The sequence below is a fragment of the Sphingomonas sp. BL-S-28 genome (assembly GCF_055521515.1).
In genome coordinates, this window is sequence record NZ_CM145483.1 from 1,955,255 (window position 1) to 1,970,749 (window position 15,495).

11 protein-coding genes are annotated in these 15,495 nt (G+C 65.5%); 7 read left to right on the plus strand and 4 right to left on the minus strand.

Translation table 11 applies throughout. The features are described 5' to 3' along the window. Positions 1–9: 9 nt before the first annotated feature. The 4 genes from ACZ1JC_RS08215 to ACZ1JC_RS08230 all read right to left on the minus strand — a co-directional run bounded on the left by ACZ1JC_RS08215 (position 10) and on the right by ACZ1JC_RS08230 (position 3,755). On the minus strand, positions 10–930 hold the full coding sequence (locus ACZ1JC_RS08215) for a hydroxypyruvate isomerase family protein (protein ID WP_465140033.1): 921 nt from the start codon (positions 928–930) through the stop codon (positions 10–12). Then, positions 927–2,231 (minus strand): MFS transporter, encoded by a 1,305-nt coding sequence (locus ACZ1JC_RS08220; RefSeq protein WP_465140032.1) that lies wholly within the window; start codon positions 2,229–2,231, stop codon positions 927–929. The genes ACZ1JC_RS08215 and ACZ1JC_RS08220 overlap by 4 nt, the downstream gene beginning before the upstream one ends. Before the next feature lie 79 nt (positions 2,232–2,310). Beyond that, positions 2,311–3,354, minus strand: coding sequence for a sugar phosphate isomerase/epimerase family protein (locus tag ACZ1JC_RS08225; protein ID WP_465140031.1), 1,044 nt, complete (start codon positions 3,352–3,354; stop codon positions 2,311–2,313). A 14-nt stretch (positions 3,355–3,368) separates the two neighbouring features. After that, positions 3,369–3,755: a c-type cytochrome gene (locus ACZ1JC_RS08230; RefSeq protein WP_465140030.1), complete on the minus strand. Its 387-nt coding sequence runs from the start codon at positions 3,753–3,755 to the stop codon at positions 3,369–3,371. Positions 3,756–3,866: 111 nt separating this feature from the next. On the opposite strand from ACZ1JC_RS08230, the gene ACZ1JC_RS08235 reads away from it, so the two are divergent. The 7 genes from ACZ1JC_RS08235 to ACZ1JC_RS08265 all read left to right on the plus strand — a co-directional run bounded on the left by ACZ1JC_RS08235 (position 3,867) and on the right by ACZ1JC_RS08265 (position 15,304). After that, positions 3,867–5,009 carry a Gfo/Idh/MocA family protein gene (locus tag ACZ1JC_RS08235; protein WP_465140029.1) on the plus strand — a complete coding sequence of 381 codons (1,143 nt, stop codon included), beginning with the start codon at positions 3,867–3,869 and terminating at the stop codon, positions 5,007–5,009. Positions 5,010–5,184: 175 nt separating this feature from the next. Further along, positions 5,185–5,706 carry a 2Fe-2S iron-sulfur cluster-binding protein gene (locus tag ACZ1JC_RS08240; RefSeq protein ID WP_465140028.1) on the plus strand — a complete coding sequence of 174 codons (522 nt, stop codon included), beginning with the start codon at positions 5,185–5,187 and terminating at the stop codon, positions 5,704–5,706. Continuing rightward, entirely contained in the window at positions 5,703–6,689 is a 987-nt protein-coding gene (locus ACZ1JC_RS08245) for an FAD binding domain-containing protein (RefSeq protein ID WP_465140027.1), read from the plus strand. Before ACZ1JC_RS08240 ends, ACZ1JC_RS08245 begins: the two co-directional genes overlap by 4 nt. Then, complete coding sequence (locus ACZ1JC_RS08250) at positions 6,686–9,019, plus strand: xanthine dehydrogenase family protein molybdopterin-binding subunit (RefSeq protein WP_465140026.1); 2,334 nt, start codon at positions 6,686–6,688, stop codon at positions 9,017–9,019. The genes ACZ1JC_RS08245 and ACZ1JC_RS08250 overlap by 4 nt, the downstream gene beginning before the upstream one ends. A gap of 240 nt (positions 9,020–9,259) precedes the next feature. Beyond that, a complete protein-coding gene (locus ACZ1JC_RS08255; protein ID WP_465140025.1) occupies positions 9,260–13,441 on the plus strand; it encodes a molybdopterin-dependent oxidoreductase in 4,182 nt (1,393 codons plus the stop codon). A 70-nt stretch (positions 13,442–13,511) separates the two neighbouring features. Continuing rightward, positions 13,512–14,093, plus strand: coding sequence for an ANTAR domain-containing response regulator (locus ACZ1JC_RS08260; RefSeq protein ID WP_465140024.1), 582 nt, complete (start codon positions 13,512–13,514; stop codon positions 14,091–14,093). Beyond that, the gene (locus ACZ1JC_RS08265) at positions 14,090–15,304 is read left to right on the plus strand and encodes a CmpA/NrtA family ABC transporter substrate-binding protein (protein WP_465140023.1); all 1,215 of its coding nucleotides are present in this window, start codon (positions 14,090–14,092) and stop codon (positions 15,302–15,304) included. Before ACZ1JC_RS08260 ends, ACZ1JC_RS08265 begins: the two co-directional genes overlap by 4 nt. Positions 15,305–15,495: the final 191 nt, after the last annotated feature.

Consider the following 15,495-nt stretch of genomic DNA (forward strand, 5'->3'; position numbering starts at 1 on the left):
CTCCCCTTCTTATGTTCTGTCGATGGTCCGATAAGCGGCGATCAGCCGCTCCTCACCCTCTCGCCCGTCTATCGAGTTGCCATGTTCCATGCCGATCACACCGCCGTAGTTTCGGGTGCGCAGCCAGCTGACGATATTGGCGAAGTTGATTTCGCCGGTTCCCGGCTCCTTGCGGCCGGGATTGTCGCCGAACTGGATGTAGCCGATCTCCGCCCAGCAGGCGTCGAGCGTCGGGATCAGGTTCCCGGACTGGATCTGCTCGTGATAGAGGTCCGCCAGAATCTTGACGCCCGGGCTGTTGGCCCCGCGCGCCACGGCATAGCCCTCGGCAATGGACTGCATGAACACGCCGGGATGGTTGGTGCGCGTATTGAGCGGCTCCATCACCAGCGTCAGCCCGTGCGGCGCGACGATGTCGCCGGCGCGGCGCATGCAGTCGATGATCCGCCCCGTCTGGATCGCGACGGGCACCTTGCGGTCCATGAAACCGGTGACGACCGTCATGTGCCTGGCACCCAGCCGTTTCGCGACTTCGATCGAAGTGCGGATATCCGCCAGAAAGGCATCGCGATCGGCATCGTCGTTGCTGCCCAGCACGGGACGGAAATCCGACCACTTGGGCATGCTGGCAACGAAGACGCCCATAGTCATGCCGCGCTGCGCCAGCGCGCGGGCCATGGCCTCCTGCTGTTCGACCGGCCGCTTGCGCGCCTCATTGTCTTCCCAGGCGCGAAAGCCCTGATCGGCGGCGAAGGCGATCTGTTCCAGCAGATCCCCGCGACTGGCGAAGCTGCCTTCGTGCGGCGCATAGCCAAGCGAGAAGTGCGCGGCGTTCGAGCCACCCTTGCCTGTGCCCGTGGCCGCCGAGAGCGCCGGCGCTGCCGCGACTGCCAGCCCGGTGGCGATCACCGAGCGTCGCGACATGCTCATGCGACGCCCTCCGCAACGCGGGTCGCCTTGCGGCCGGCGCGGCGTTCGGCCAGCCAGATCAGCCCGAACACGATCAGCAGCGTCAGCGGCACGAAAGTCAGCCGCGCGAAGGACTGCGAGGCGGCGGCATCTTCCACCGCGCGCAGCGCGGCGCCGCTCAGCTGCGTGAAGGCTTCCGGTCCGCCGGCAATCTCCACTTTCGCCTGATCGAACATCTCACCCAGGCGCGGCAGGACGAAGAAGCTGGCCAAGGCGCCGGCCGATCCCACCAGCCCCAGCGCCCAGGAGTCGCCGCGCGGATAGCGTTCGGCAACGGAGGCCAGCATCGTCGGCCACATGGCGCAGACGCCCAGACCCCAGACGGTCGATGCAAGGATCGCGGACATCGGCGACTGGGCCTGAGACAGCAGGAACAGGCCGATGGCGGCAAGCAGGCTCGATACCCAGAGCAGCCCCGGATTGGACAGGCGTCCGGCGATCCGCCCGGCGAAGTGGCGGAACACGAACATCAGCGCGCTGACGTAGACCAGCAGCAGGATACCGCGCATTCCCACGCGGTTGGTGAGGGCGACGTCGATCCACTGGCCGGGGGCCAGTTCGGAGGAGGCGGTAAGGAACATGGCGCCGAACCACACGAAGAAGCTGGGGCGGCGAACGACTTCCAGCATCATCTCCTTCATCGCGCGGCCACCGGCCGTGGCGGGCGGTTCGGGGAAACGGGTCGTCGCGGCGATCACGATCACGCCGATGGCGGGCAGGAACACCAGCGCCATGATCGCTTGCCAGGGCAGCAGCGGAGCAAGGAACACGCCGGCGAGCCCGCCGACGATCAGCCCGCCCGGATACCAGGCGTGGAGCACGTTCAGGCGATGCGTCGTGTCTTCGGGATAGAGCCGCGCCGTCAGCGGATTGATCGAGGCTTCGGCAAAGCCCCAGCCAAGGCCGCTCAGCAACATGCCCAGCCACACCAGATGGTAGACGGCCATGCCGGTGGCGAAAACGCCGGCGCCCACGATCAGCGTGGTTCCGATCAGAAAGGCGACGCCGCAGCCGATCAGGACGCGGCGGATACCCACCCGGTCCAGCACGGCGCTGACGACGAATACCGTGATCGAAAAGCCAAGGAACGCAGAGCCGAGCGCGGCCCCGATCATTTCACCCGCCGAAATCGGCGCGATGGGATCGATCCACTGCGCCTTCAGGCTGCTCGCAATTGCCGCGCGCAAGGACGCGCTCATGGACGCTGTGAAGAGCGCCAGAACGCTCAGCCAGAATAGCCTTTTCCGGTTAATGCCCGTCATGCCCGCTCCTCTACCCCTTTGCCCCGTGCGATGTTTGTTATCGGGGTCGTTCGTTATCGGGTTCGTTGTGCCGCTGCTGTCAGGTCAGACCCAGCCAGCGCCGGTTGTTGGCGGGATCGCCGCCCCCTGCGAAATCGTCGAATGCCCGTTCCGGCCGGCGGATCATGTGCGCTTCGATGAAAGGAGCCCCTTCACGCGCGCCGTCCTCCGGATGCTTCAGGCAGCATTCCCACTCCAGCACCGCCCAACCGTCGTAACCGTACTGCGTCAGGCGCGAGAATATGCCGGTGAAATCGACCTGACCGTCACCCAGCGAACGGAACCGGCCGGGGCGATCGACCCAGTCGGCATAGCCGCCGTAGACGCCCGCGCGCCCGGTGGGATTGAGTTCCGCATCCTTCACATGGAACATCTTGATGCGGTCGTGATAGATGTCGATGAACTGGAGGTAGTCCATCGCCTGCAGCACGAAGTGGCTGGGATCGTAGAGAATATTGGCCCGCGCATGGCCGCCGACGGCGTCCAGAAACCGCTCGAACGTCAAGCCGTCGTGCAGGTCTTCACCCGGATGCAGTTCATAGCAGAGATCGATACCCTCTTCGTCGTAGGCATCGAGGATCGGCTGCCAGCGGCGTCCCAGTTCCGCGAATGCCTCTTCCACCAGCCCTGCCGGACGCTGGGGCCACGGGTAGAAGAACGGCCATGCGAATGCTCCCGAAAAGGTTGCGCAGGCCGTCAAACCCAGTCGCCGGCTCGCCTTGGCTGCAAGTTTCAGCTGATCGACCGCCCAGACTTGCCGCTCTGCCGGTTTACCGCGCAGTTCGGCCGGTGCGAAATTATCGAACGCGGCGTCATAGGCGGGGTGAACGGCAACCAGCTGCCCCTGCAGATGGGTGGAGAGTTCGGTGATCTCCACGCCCGCCTCGCGGCAGCGTCCGGCCAGCTCGTCGCAATAGTCCTGGCTTTCCGCCGCGAGCGAAAGGTCCATGCAGCGGGGATCGTTGCTGGGCACCTGAATGCCCTTGTACCCCGCCTGCGCCATCCACCGCGCGGCATTGTCCAAAGTGTCGAACGGGGCCGCGTCGCCCATGAACTGCGCCAGAAAGATTGCCGGACCGCGCATAGCCGATTGTCCCGTCACTTCAGGCTTTTGAGATAGGCGATGATCGCGGCGCGCTTGGCCGGATCGGGCGTGGCGATCGGCATGCGGGTGCCGGGCACCTTTTTCGCCGGGGCCGCCAGAAAGGCGTCGAGCGTCTGGTCGTCCCAGCTCAGCTTGGAGCCCTTGAGCGCCGGGGAATAATTGAATCCGGGGGCCGATGCCGCCTGCCGGCCGGCAACGCCATTCAGATTGGGGCCGATGCCGTTCTTCCCGCCCTTGTCCACGCTGTGGCAGGCGCGGCAGGCGTTGAACGGCGCGGGCGCCGTCTGCGCCATGGCCGACTGGGCAGTAAGGGAAACGGCAAAAATCACCGCCGCCGCGGCAGCGATAGGTGTCAGGCTGAGGCTTGCTGTCATGCGCATCCTCGACTCTCCGTCTTATTTCTTATTGCCTTACGTTTACCGGTAAATCATATCGGATCAAGACCTGAATTTATGGCTTTATCGCCAGCAGAAAAAACAAGGAGAGCGGTGATGAAACGGACCCTGCGCCTCGCCATGGTCGGAGGCGGCGAAGGCGCCTTCATAGGCGCCATCCACCGGGCGGCAGCCGCCCTTGACGGCGATTGGCAGCTTGTGGCCGGTGCGTTCAGCAGCGATCCGGAACGCAACCGGCGCTCCGGCGAGATGCTGGGGATCGCGCCCGAGCGCACATATGCCTCGCTGGGCGCGTTGCTGGCGGCGGAAGCGGCCTTGCCGGCCGACCAGCGAATCGATGCGGTGTCGATCGTGACGCCCAACCATCTGCACGCGCCCATGGCGATTGCGGCATTGGACGCGGGCTTTCACGTGTTTTGCGAAAAGCCCATGGCGCTAGACATGGAAGAATCGCGCCTGATCGCGCAGGCAGCGGCGCGGTCGGGATGCCAGTTCGGGCTTGCCTTCACCTACAGCGGCTATCCGCTGGTGGAAGAGGCCCGCGTTCGCGTGGCGCGCGGCGATTTCGGCAAGATTCGTCTGGTGCAGGTCGAATATTCGCAAGGCTGGCTCAGCCAGGCGATCGACCGGGATGGCAACAAGCAGGCGGAATGGCGCACCGATCCGGCGCGCGCCGGTTTGGGCGGGTGCCTTGGCGACATCGGCACGCACGCCTTTCATCTGGCGGAGCATGTCTCGGGATTGCAGGTGCAGGAACTCTGCGCGGATCTTGCGACCCATGTTCCCGGCCGCCGGCTGGACGATGATGTCAGCGTCCTGCTTCGCCTGAACGACGGCGCGCGCGGGACGCTCAAGGCGACGCAAGTGGCGGCGGGTGACGAGAATGGGCTGAAGCTGCGCATCCACGGCGAACATGGCGGGCTGGAATGGGCCCAGATGGAGCCCAATACGCTTACCTTGCGCTGGCTGGATCGCCCGGCCGAGATCATCCGCGCGGGTGGCCCTGGGCTGGCTGAGTCCACTCTTCGCCGCCTGCGGACCCCTTCCGGGCACCCGGAAGGCTATATCGAAGCCTTCGCCAACCTCTATCGCGCCTTCGCCAGCCGGATCGCGGATGGTGAGAGTGAATATGGCACATATCCGTCCGTCGCAGCCGGGTTGCGGACGATGGCCTTCGTCGAGAGCGTCGTCACTAACGCCGCATCGGACCGCAAATGGACGACGCTCGCCGGCGGGTAGATCCCGAACCTGATCCGGAAACCGGAGGCTGCATCTCGCGGCCTTCGACGAAACGATCCCTGTGCCCGATGACCGGCGGCGGTCATCGGGCACTATGTGGCGGTGACCGAGTTGACCTGTAAGTGCGCCGGTCCGATTGGCCCGATCTGACCTTGCGCCTGAAAGGTCGATAGCCATGAGCCTGACCGTAAACGGCACCCTTGTAGACATGCCGCAGGATGCGCGTGTTTCGCTTCTCGATTATCTCCGCGAATATCTCCATCTGACCGGCACCAAGAAGGGGTGCGATCAGGGCGCGTGCGGCGCCTGTACCGTGCTGGTGGATGGAGAGCGGATTCTCTCCTGCCTGGCGCTGGCGGTGCAGTTCGGCGGGCGATCGGTCACCACGATAGAGGGGTTGGGCCAGCCGGGCCGCCTGCATCCTTTGCAGCAGGCTTTCGTGGATCATGACGGTTTCCAATGCGGCTACTGCACGCCGGGCCAGATTTGCTCTGCGGTGGGCATGGCGGCGGAAATCGCGCGCGGCGTGCCCAGCCATGTGACGGCCGATCTGAATGCAGAGACCCTGGCATTCACGCACGATGAGGTGCGCGAACGCATGAGCGGCAACTTGTGCCGCTGCGGCGCCTACAACGGCATCGTCGCCGCTGTGACCGAGACCTATGCCGACGAAAATCTGCAGGAGGCTGCGGAATGAACCCGTTCGACTACGCCCGCGCTGCCGATGTATCGGATGCGGTTCGCCGGGGCGCCGCCGGGGGCGCAAGATATCTTGGCGGTGGCACGAATCTGGTCGACCTCATGCGCGAGACGATCGAAAGGGCGGACAGTCTCGTCGATGTGACAGGGCTGTCGAACACGATTGAGGAATTGCCGGATGGAGGGCTGCGGATCGGGGCCGCGGCGCGCAACACGGCGGTGGCCGAAAACCGGCAGGTGCGCCGGCGCTATCCGCTGCTTGCCCGGGCCATCGTGGCAGGGGCCAGCGCGCAGATCCGCAACATGGCGACCGTGGGCGGCAATCTTCTCCAACGCACGCGCTGCGCCTATTTCTACGACGATCAGGGATCGCGCTGCAACAAGCGCAAGCCGGGCGCGGGGTGCGACGCGGTTGCGGGTTTCAATCGCAACCATGCCATTCTGGGCGCATCGCCCGCCTGCGTTGCGGTGCACCCCTCCGACATGTGCGTCGCTCTCGCCGCGCTGGATGCCGTCGTCCATATTCAGAGTGCCGACGGCGCGCGCCGCATGGCGTTCAATGATCTTCATCGTCTGCCCGGCGATCGGCCGGATATCGAGACCATGCTCGAACCCGGCGAACTGATCACGGCGGTCGATCTCCCCCCGCTTTCGTTCGGCGCCCGGTCCGCATATCGCAAAGTGCGCGACCGTTCGAGCTATGCCTTCGCGCTGGTTTCGGTCGCCGCGGCGCTGGATGTCGAGGGCGGTCAAGTGCGCGATGCGCGCATCGCTCTGGGCGGTGTGGCGCACAAGCCGTGGCGCGCCGTGCGGGCCGAGGCGGTGCTGCGCGGCGCGCCGGCGGACGCGGAGGCATTTGCGGCGGCGGCCGACGCCGAACTGGCCGATGCCCGGCCACTGTCCGGCAATGCGTTCAAGATCGAGCTTGCGCGCCGCACGCTTGTTGCGGTGCTTGCGCAACTGGCAGGAGAGCGCGCATGAGCATCGTGAACGATGCCAAGAATGCGGTGCAGGGCGCCCTTCAGGGGGTGATGGCCAAGGCCGTTGCCCTCGCTCCGGATAGCTGGATTCCCGGCGGCGAACCCGATCCCTTGATCCGGGAGCGTTACGGCCACGTCGGCAAGCCGCTTTCGCGTATCGACGGTCCGCTCAAGGTGGCCGGGCAGGCACGATTTGCGGCGGAATTCCCGATGGACGGGATGGTTTACGCGGCGCTGGTGTTCAGCACGGTTGCCAGGGGCCGCATCGCCGCGATCGACACTGCGCAAGCGCAGAACGCGCCCGGCGTCGTTGCCGTGATGGATCATCGCAACGCACCCCGTCTTGCCCCGCCGCCGGTCTTCATGTCGGCGCCCAAGGCCGCGAACGGCGATAGCCTGCCGATCCTGCAAGACGCCGAGATCCACTGGAACGGCCAGCCGGTGGCGGTGGTTCTTGCCGAAACGCAGGAGCAGGCCAATCATGCGGTCTCGCTCGTCCGGGTGGAGTATGAAGAGGTACCCGCGCTCACATCCGTGGAAGAGGCGCGTGCAGGGGGCACGCGCCCGGCCATGTTCATGGGGCAGCCGCTCCATGACGAGCGCGGCGATGCCGAAGCGGCGCTGTCCCAGGCGGACGTGGCGGTAGACGCCACCTATCGGACGCCGCGACACAATCACAACGCCATCGAATTGCACGCCGTCACCGTCGCATGGCAGGGCGATGTCCTGCGCATCCACGATGCGTCGCAACTGGTCGCGCATACGGCCTGGTCTATCGGCAAGATGTTCGACATGCCGGAAGACAAGGTTGTCGTCACGTCCCCCTTCGTGGGCGGCGGATTCGGCGGCAAGTGCTTGTGGCAGCATCAGGTGCTGGCGGCGCAGGCCGCCAAGCTGTGCGATCGGCCGGTGCGCCTCGTCCTCTCGCGAGAGGGGGTCTATCGCCTGGTCGGCGGGCGGTCGCTCACGGAACAGCGCGTCGCCCTCGGCGCGGATCGGGAGGGGCACCTGAAGGCCCTGATCCACACGGGTCTCACCGTAAAGACTGCCACCAATGCGATGCCGGAACCGTTCATTCTCCCGACGCGCAGTGCTTATGCGTCGGACACGATGAAGCTCGATGTGCAGACGGTGGAACTGGACATGCTGGCGAACACCTTCATGCGCGCGCCGGGGGAATCCGTGGGCACTTTCGCGCTGGAAAGCGCGATGGACGAACTGGCCGCGGCGCTGGGCATCGATCCGATCGAACTGCGTATCCGCAACGAGCCGGAGAAGGATCCGCTTTCCGGCCTGCCGTTCTCCTCCCGCCAGATCGTTGCGGCATGGCGCGCCGGTGCGGCGCGCTTCGGCTGGGACCGGCGCGATCCACGGCCGCGAATGCGGCGTGAGGGGGAATGGTGGGTGGGCATGGGCTGCGCCACGGGGACTTATCCCTATTACCGTATGCCCGGCGGCGCCGCGCGGATCACACTGACCGCGGAAGGACGGGCCGTGGTCGATATCGCCGCGCACGAAATGGGCATGGGCACCGCTACCGCCCAGACCCAAGTGGCGGCCGAACGGCTGGGCCTGCCGATCGAGGCCGTCGCGTTCAATTATGGCGATTCCACGCTTCCCGGCGTCGTTCTGGCGGGGGGATCGCAACAGACGGCGTCGATCGGTGCGGCAGTGGGCGCGGCGCACCGCGAATTGGTGAAGGCGCTGCTCAAGCTGGCCGGCAATGACTCCCCTCTGGCGGGGCTCAAGCCGGATGAGGTTATCAGCCGCGACATGGGCCTGTGCAAAGCCGGCGATCCTGCCCGCCACGAAAGCTATGCGTCCATCCTGTCCCGCACGCGGCAGGACGCGGTCAGCGTCGTGGCCGAGGGCCCTCCGCCGCTGGAGACGATGCACTGGTCGATGCACAGCCATGCCGCGATGTTCTGCGAAGTGCGGGTAAACGCCGTGACCGGCGAACCAAGGGTCAGCCGCTTCCTCGGTTCGTTCGATTGCGGCCGGATTCTCAATCCCAAGACGGCGACCAGTCAGTTTCGCGGCGGCATCATCATGGGGCTGGGCCTGGCGCTGATGGAAGAAACGCAGTTCGATGAGCGCACGGGCCGGGTGATGAACCCGAGTCTTTCGGAGTACCACGTGCCCGTGCACATGGACGTGCCGGAGATCGACGTGATCTGGACGGACGTACCGGACCCGCACGCCGCGATGGGGGCAAGGGGGATCGGCGAGATCGGGATTACCGGCACGGGCGCGGCGGTTGCCAATGCGATCTACAACGCCATCGGCACGCGTGTGCGCGACTTGCCGATCACGCTGGATAAATTGCTTTAGCGCCGTGAAACCGCAGCGGCCCAGCCGCTCCCGGCCGCTGTGGCGGGCGCGATTGTGCAGCGCAAAAAGCCTCTTGCGAGTCCCGGCCTCATCTGAGTAATGTACGCCTGACTGAGGGCCGGCCCGCAACGACGCGGGGATCGGTTTCCCGGATTATCATCATTTCAAAGTGGCAACGGCGCCATCGATCCATCCGTGCGGGTGGTGATCGATGGCGCTTTTTTCGTGCGGAAGGCAGGCGTGAACCGCAAGACCGTCAAAAGCGTGTGCCCCTATTGCGGCGTCGGCTGCGGCATCGTCATGGATGTTGCCGATGGCCGGATCGTCAAGGTAACGGGTGACAAGAGCCACCCGACCAACTTCGGCCGGCTCTGCACCAAGGGCGCCAGTTGCAACGTCCCGGTCACGGCACCCGGGCGGGCCGATGCGGCCTATATCCGTATTGCCGGCAGCACCGATCAGGGCGTCATTCCCATGGCGGAAGCGATCGACCGGACGGCCAGCGGCCTGCGCGCGATCATCGACAGGGATGGCCCCGATGCGGTGTCGTTCTACGTTTCCGGGCAGATGTCGCTGGAAGCGCAATACTTGGCCAACAAGTTGTGCAAAGGCTTCATCGGCACCAACAATATCGAGAGCAATTCGCGGCTCTGCATGGCAAGCGCCGCCAGCGGCTACAAGCTGTCGATCGGCGCCGACGGTCCGCCGGGATCCTATCAGGATTTCGACAAGGCGGATCTGTTCTTCGTCATCGGCGCCAACATGGCGGACTGCCATCCGATCCTGTTTCTGCGCATGATGGACCGGGTGAAAGCCGGCGCGAAGCTGATCGTCGTCGATCCGCGCCGAAATGCCACGGCCGACAAGGCGGACCTGTTCATGCAGGTGCGGCCGGGCACCGATCTTGCGCTGCTGAACGGCCTGCTGCACCTGCTGGCGGTCTCCGGCCGGATCGATACCGACTTCATCGGGCAATTCACGCAAGGCTGGGAGGCGATGCCCGATTTCCTGGCGGACTACCCGCCCGAGCGCGTCTCCGAAATTACCGGCATAGCCGAGGAGGATCTGCGTCGGGCCGCCGAGTGGATCGGTGCTGCGGGTGAGTGGATGACGTGCTGGACCATGGGCCTGAACCAGAGCACCCATGGCACCTGGAACACCAATGCGATCTGCAACCTGCATCTTGCCACCGGCGCGATCTGCCGGCCGGGCAGCGGGCCGTTCTCGCTGACCGGGCAGCCTAACGCGATGGGCGGGCGCGAAATGGGCTATATGGGACCGGGCCTTCCCGGCCAGCGGGCGACCACCAGCGAAGCCGACCGGCATTTCGTGGAGGATGCCTGGGGCGTGCCGAGAGGGACGCTCCGCACCGAAACCGGCGCGGGCACGGTCGCGATGTTCGAGGATATGGCCGCAGGACGCATCAAGGCGTGCTGGATCATCTGTACCAACCCGGTAGCCAGCGTCTCCAATCGCCAGACGGTGATCGCGGGCTTGCAGGCTGCCGAACTGGTGATCAGCCAGGACGTCTACATCGATACCGAAACGAACCGTTACGCCGACATCATCCTGCCCGGCGCGCTCTGGGCCGAGGCGGAGGGGGTGATGATCAATTCCGAGCGCAATCTGACCCTGATGCAAAAGGCTGTCGATCCGCCGGGAGAGGCGATGGCGGATTGGCAGATCATTGCCCGCGTGGCCTGCGCCATGGGTTACGCCGATGCCTTCACGTACGCCTCTGCCGCGGAAGTTTTCGAAGAAATCCGCCAGTTCCGCAACATGAGAACGGGCTATGACATTCGCGGCGCCAGCCACGAACGTCTGCGGCAGGGCCCGATGCAATGGCCCTGTTCGCCGGAGGCGGAAAGCGATCGCAATCCGATTCGATACCTGAACGACGGTGCCTCCCAAACCCTGCGCGTGGAGCCGGATGGCGCGCGGCCGCGTATTGCCTTTCCGACGGAAAGCGGGAAGGCGCATTTCCTGCCCCGGCCCCATATGTCGCCCGCCGAGATGCCGGACGATGACTATCCGCTGGTGCTCAACACCGGCCGCCTTCAGCACCAGTGGCATACCCTGACCAAGACCGGGAAAGTGCCCACGCTGGGCAAGCTCAATCCCGGCCCTTTCGTCGAAATCCACCCCGAGGATGCGGGATCGTTGGGAATTGCAGAGCGCGATCAGGTGGAAGTACGCTCGCGCCGCGGCCGCGCCGTGCTGCCGGCCGTGGTCACGGACAGGGTTCGTCCGGGCAATTGCTTTGCGCCGTTTCACTGGAACGATGTTTTCGGGGACGATCTTGCCATCAATGCGGTCACTAGCGATGCGGTGGACGCGATTTCCCTGCAGCCGGAATTCAAGTTTTCCGCCGTGGCCCTGATGCGGGTTTCCGGCCCCGTCGAAAGCGCGACTGCCCAACACACATCCGAAGGGCACAGTGCCGATCTGGCGCCTGCGCCATCGCTTTCGGGGTATTCACCCATGCATCAGGCCGCCGTCGATGTGTTCGAACGCGTGATGGGGCTGGCGGTCGCACAGCCGCCGCGTCTTTCCGATGAGGAAAGGGCCTATCTTACCGGCTTCACCTCCGGCCTGCGTTCAATGGAAACGATGCCGGCGCGCGAAGTGCCTCTGGTTCCGCAAGGTTCGCCGTTCGATCCGGAGCGACGGCACTATGTGAACGGATTGCTGGCCGGCCTCTTCGCGCGGGCGCAGCTGCCCGATGGCGGCGAAGCGCCTGTCGCCGTACCGTCGGCGCATTCGCCCTCACGCGAAATCCTGCTGCTCTGGGCCTCGCAAACGGGCAATGCCGAAGCGTTTGCGGAGGCTTGCGCTGACGCGCTGAAACAGGCGCGGCACGATGTTCGGCTGCTGGCCATGGATGCGGTAAAGCCCGCCGAACTGACCAGTGCCGATGCGGTGCTGCTGATCGCCAGCACATTTGGAGACGGCGATGCGCCGGATAATGGCGGGCAGTTCTGGTCGGCCCTGACCGATGCAGCGGCTCCGCGCCTTGAAGGCCTGCGCTATTCCGTTCTGGCGTTTGGAGATTCCAGTTACGATCAGTTCTGCGGCTTCGGGCGCAAGCTGGATGCGCGGCTGGAGGAACTGGGGGCGGCAAGGCTGGCCCCGCGCATCGATTGCGAACCCGATTATGAGGACACCGCTGCGACCTGGATGGCAAGCGCCCTTTCCGCGCTTCAACCGGATCCCGGCGGCGGACAATCCCCGGTCGCACAATCCCCGGAAGTGGCGGCGGCCGATCATGCCCCGATCGCGGCGGTAGCCACGACGCCGATCGCCGCCTATTCCCGAAAAGCGCCGCTTCGCACGGCGCTTTCGCGAAATGTGCTGTTGAGCGGGGCTGGTGCGACAAAGGAGGTGCGCCAGCTGGGTTTCGATCTGGCCGGGCATGATTTCGCCTACAAGGCCGGGGATTCGCTGGGCGTCTGGCCGGTAAACTGCCCCGCGCTGGCCACGGAGATACTGGACGTTCTCGATCTCTCCGCCGATGCGCCGGTCACCGTCAAGCAGGTCGGCGAGATGACGCTGGCAGAGGCGCTCATGCGCCATTGGGACATAGCCCGTCTCAACCGCAATATTCTCGAACTGATCGCGGAGCGCTGTCCGGACGCGGCCTTCGCGCCGCTGCTCGATCCGGACCGCAAAGCGCAATTCGACCAGTGGCTGTGGGGGCGCCAGATTGCCGACGTCCTGCACGAGACCGACGTACGCCTGAGCCCCGGCGATCTGGGGCAGGTCATGCGCCCGCTGCAACCGCGCTTCTATTCGATCGCATCCAGCCCCCACGCGCAGCGGGACGAAGTGCAACTCACCGTCTCGACCGTGCGATATTCCTGCCAGGGTCGCGGGCGTCATGGCGTGTGTTCGGCGTTCATGGCCGACCGGGCGCAGGATGCCGACGTTGGCATCTTTCTTCAGGCGGCGGCCCATTTCCACCCGCCGGCCGATCCGGCGCGCGGCGCGATCATGGTTGGACCGGGCACCGGCATCGCGCCTTTTCGCGGTTTTCTGCATGACCGGCAGGCCCGCGGCGCCAAGGGGCGCAACTGGTTGTTCTTCGGCGAGCAGCACGCGGCGACCGACTTCTATTATCGCGACGAGATCGACGAATGGCGCCGGAACGGCCATCTCGACCGGCTCAGCCTGGCGTTCTCGCGCGATCAGGCAGAGAAAGTCTATGTCCAGCACCGGATGCTGGAGGAAGGCGCGGAACTCTGGCGGTGGCTGGACGACGGCGCCCATTTCTACGTCTGCGGCGAGGCTGGCAGGATGGCCAAGGATGTCGACAGGACGTTGAAGCAGATCGTTGCCCGGCATGGCGGAATGAGCGGCGAGGACGCTAACGACTATGTCGCGCAGATGCAGAGCGAAAAGCGTTATGTCCGGGATGTCTACTGATCCGCGCGGTCCTCGTTGACATGGCGCGCGCACTCAACGATCAGCGACGGCGCTATGCCGGGGGCGGGAAATGAGAATCGTCATCATCGATGACAGCGGCCTGCGCGCCACCGTCCTTGAGGAAGGGCTGCGCGAGGCCGGCTACGACGATATTCACATCGTCCCCCCGCGCGGCGCTTTCGTCGCGCGGTTGGAACGCATGGCGCCCGATGTCGTGCTGATGGATCTAGGCAGCCCCAGCCGCGACACGCTGGAGGAAATGCTGTCGGTCAGCCGCGCGCTGGCGCGGCCCATCGCCATGTTCGTCGATCAGTCGGACGAGGCGATGATCGGTGCCGCCATCGATGCCGGCGTATCGGCTTACGTCGTCGACGGTTTGCGCAAGGAGCGCGTGAAGCCGGTGCTGGAACTGGCAGTGCGGCGCTTCAACGCATTCTCCAGAATGCAGACCGAGCTGGAGGAAGCGCGCACCGCGCTGGCCGACCGCAAGGTGCTCGACCGCGCGAAATCGATCCTGATGAACCAGCGCGGCCTTTCCGAGCAGGACGCCTATGGCCTGCTGCGCACCAGCGCGATGAATCAGGGCAAGAAGATCGTGGACGTGGCGCAGGCGCTGATTACCGCCAGCGACCTTCTGGGAGGCGGACTATGACGACCAACCTTCGCATCGCCTTCCTGCCGCTGAACGATGTGGCCGTGCTGGCGGCGGCGCGCGAGCGCGGTTTTGCCGAAGAAGAAGGCATCGCGCTCGACCTCGTACGCACGACGAGCTGGGCTACGCTGCGCGACCGTCTGGTCTACGGGCAGGTGCAGGCCGCGCACATGCTGGCGCCGCTCGCAGTGGCTGTGACGCTGGGGCTCAGCCAGCAGCCGGCCGCGATAGCGGCGCCCTACAAGCTGGGCGTCAACGGCAATATGCTGGTGATGGCACGCGATTTTGCGGCCGCGCTGGAGCCCGATCCGGCCCAGCGGCTTGGCGATCCTGTCGCGACAGCCCACGATTTCGCCTCCGCCATCGGGCTGTGGCGGCGCAAGCCGGTGATCGGCGTGGTGCACCGCTTCTCCAGCCATGCCCTGATGCTGCGATACTGGTTGGCGAGCGCGGGCATCGACCCGGACCGCGATGTGGTGCTGCGGGTGCTGCCGCCTTCGCTCACCGTCGAGGCGATCCATGCCGAAGAGATCGATGGGTTCATCGCCGGCGAACCCTGGGGCAGCGCGGCGATCGATTCCGGCCGGGCAGAGGCGGTCGCCATCGGGGAACGGATCTGGCAGCGCGGGGTGGAGAAAGTGCTGGCCTTCCGCGAGACATGGCTGGAGGAAAACCCCGAAACGGTCGATCGCCTGCTCCGCGCGCTGGCCCGCGCCGCCGCCTGGTGCGACGAGCCCGCCAATCACGAGACGCTCGCCGATCTGCTGGCCGACGCGCGCTATGTGAACCAGCCTGCGGACCTGATCCTGCGCGCTCTGTCGGGCCGGATCATTCCGCGTGCAGGGGATGCTGCGGTCGACGCCCGCGATTTCGTGCTGTTCTCGCGCGAGGCGACCTCCTTCCCCTGGCGCAGTCAGGCGCTATGGATCTACTCCCAGCTGGTTCGCTGGGGCATGGTCGAGCATTCTGCCGAAAACGCCGCGAGAGCCGGGGCGGTGTTCCGCCCTGACGTGTTCCGCCGCGCGCTTGCCGGCAGCGACGTGCCGATGCCGGGGGCCAGCATGAAACTGGAAGGCGCGGTGGCCAGCCCGCTGGCCGTCGGCTCCCGCAAGGGCGACCTGACCTTGGGCGCCGATCGCTTCTTCGACGGGCGCGTGTTCGATCCCGACCGGATTGACGAATATCTGAAGGGCTTTTCGCAGTCGCACTGAAAGCGGCCGAAATTTTGTGCCTTGCAACATGAGCCGAATCGGCTGATGATGCAGATCTCACGCGAAGGCGCGTGACCATATTCGGATGCGCTGCTTCAACGGTGGAGCGCCATCCTCACCGAAATTCGCAGCAAAGCCGCTGACCGGTCTCACCCAAGGGTGACGTCCGGCCTGCGGCTTTTTTCGTGTCC

Bases quoted from the DNA above. Each gene is read 5' to 3' on its own strand.
- ACZ1JC_RS08250 (WP_465140026.1), top strand. From the start codon at position 6,686: ATGAGCATCGTGAACGATGCCAAGAATGCGGTGCAGGGCGCCCTTCAG.
- ACZ1JC_RS08260 (WP_465140024.1), top strand. From the start codon at position 13,512: ATGAGAATCGTCATCATCGATGACAGCGGCCTGCGCGCCACCGTCCTT.
- ACZ1JC_RS08230 (WP_465140030.1), bottom strand. From the start codon at position 3,755: ATGCGCATGACAGCAAGCCTCAGCCTGACACCTATCGCTGCCGCGGCG.
- ACZ1JC_RS08240 (WP_465140028.1), top strand. From the start codon at position 5,185: ATGAGCCTGACCGTAAACGGCACCCTTGTAGACATGCCGCAGGATGCG.
- ACZ1JC_RS08235 (WP_465140029.1), top strand. From the start codon at position 3,867: ATGAAACGGACCCTGCGCCTCGCCATGGTCGGAGGCGGCGAAGGCGCC.
- ACZ1JC_RS08265 (WP_465140023.1), top strand. From the start codon at position 14,090: ATGACGACCAACCTTCGCATCGCCTTCCTGCCGCTGAACGATGTGGCC.
- ACZ1JC_RS08220 (WP_465140032.1), bottom strand. From the start codon at position 2,231: ATGACGGGCATTAACCGGAAAAGGCTATTCTGGCTGAGCGTTCTGGCG.
- ACZ1JC_RS08215 (WP_465140033.1), bottom strand. From the start codon at position 930: ATGAGCATGTCGCGACGCTCGGTGATCGCCACCGGGCTGGCAGTCGCG.
- ACZ1JC_RS08225 (WP_465140031.1), bottom strand. From the start codon at position 3,354: ATGCGCGGTCCGGCAATCTTTCTGGCGCAGTTCATGGGCGACGCGGCC.
- ACZ1JC_RS08245 (WP_465140027.1), top strand. From the start codon at position 5,703: ATGAACCCGTTCGACTACGCCCGCGCTGCCGATGTATCGGATGCGGTT.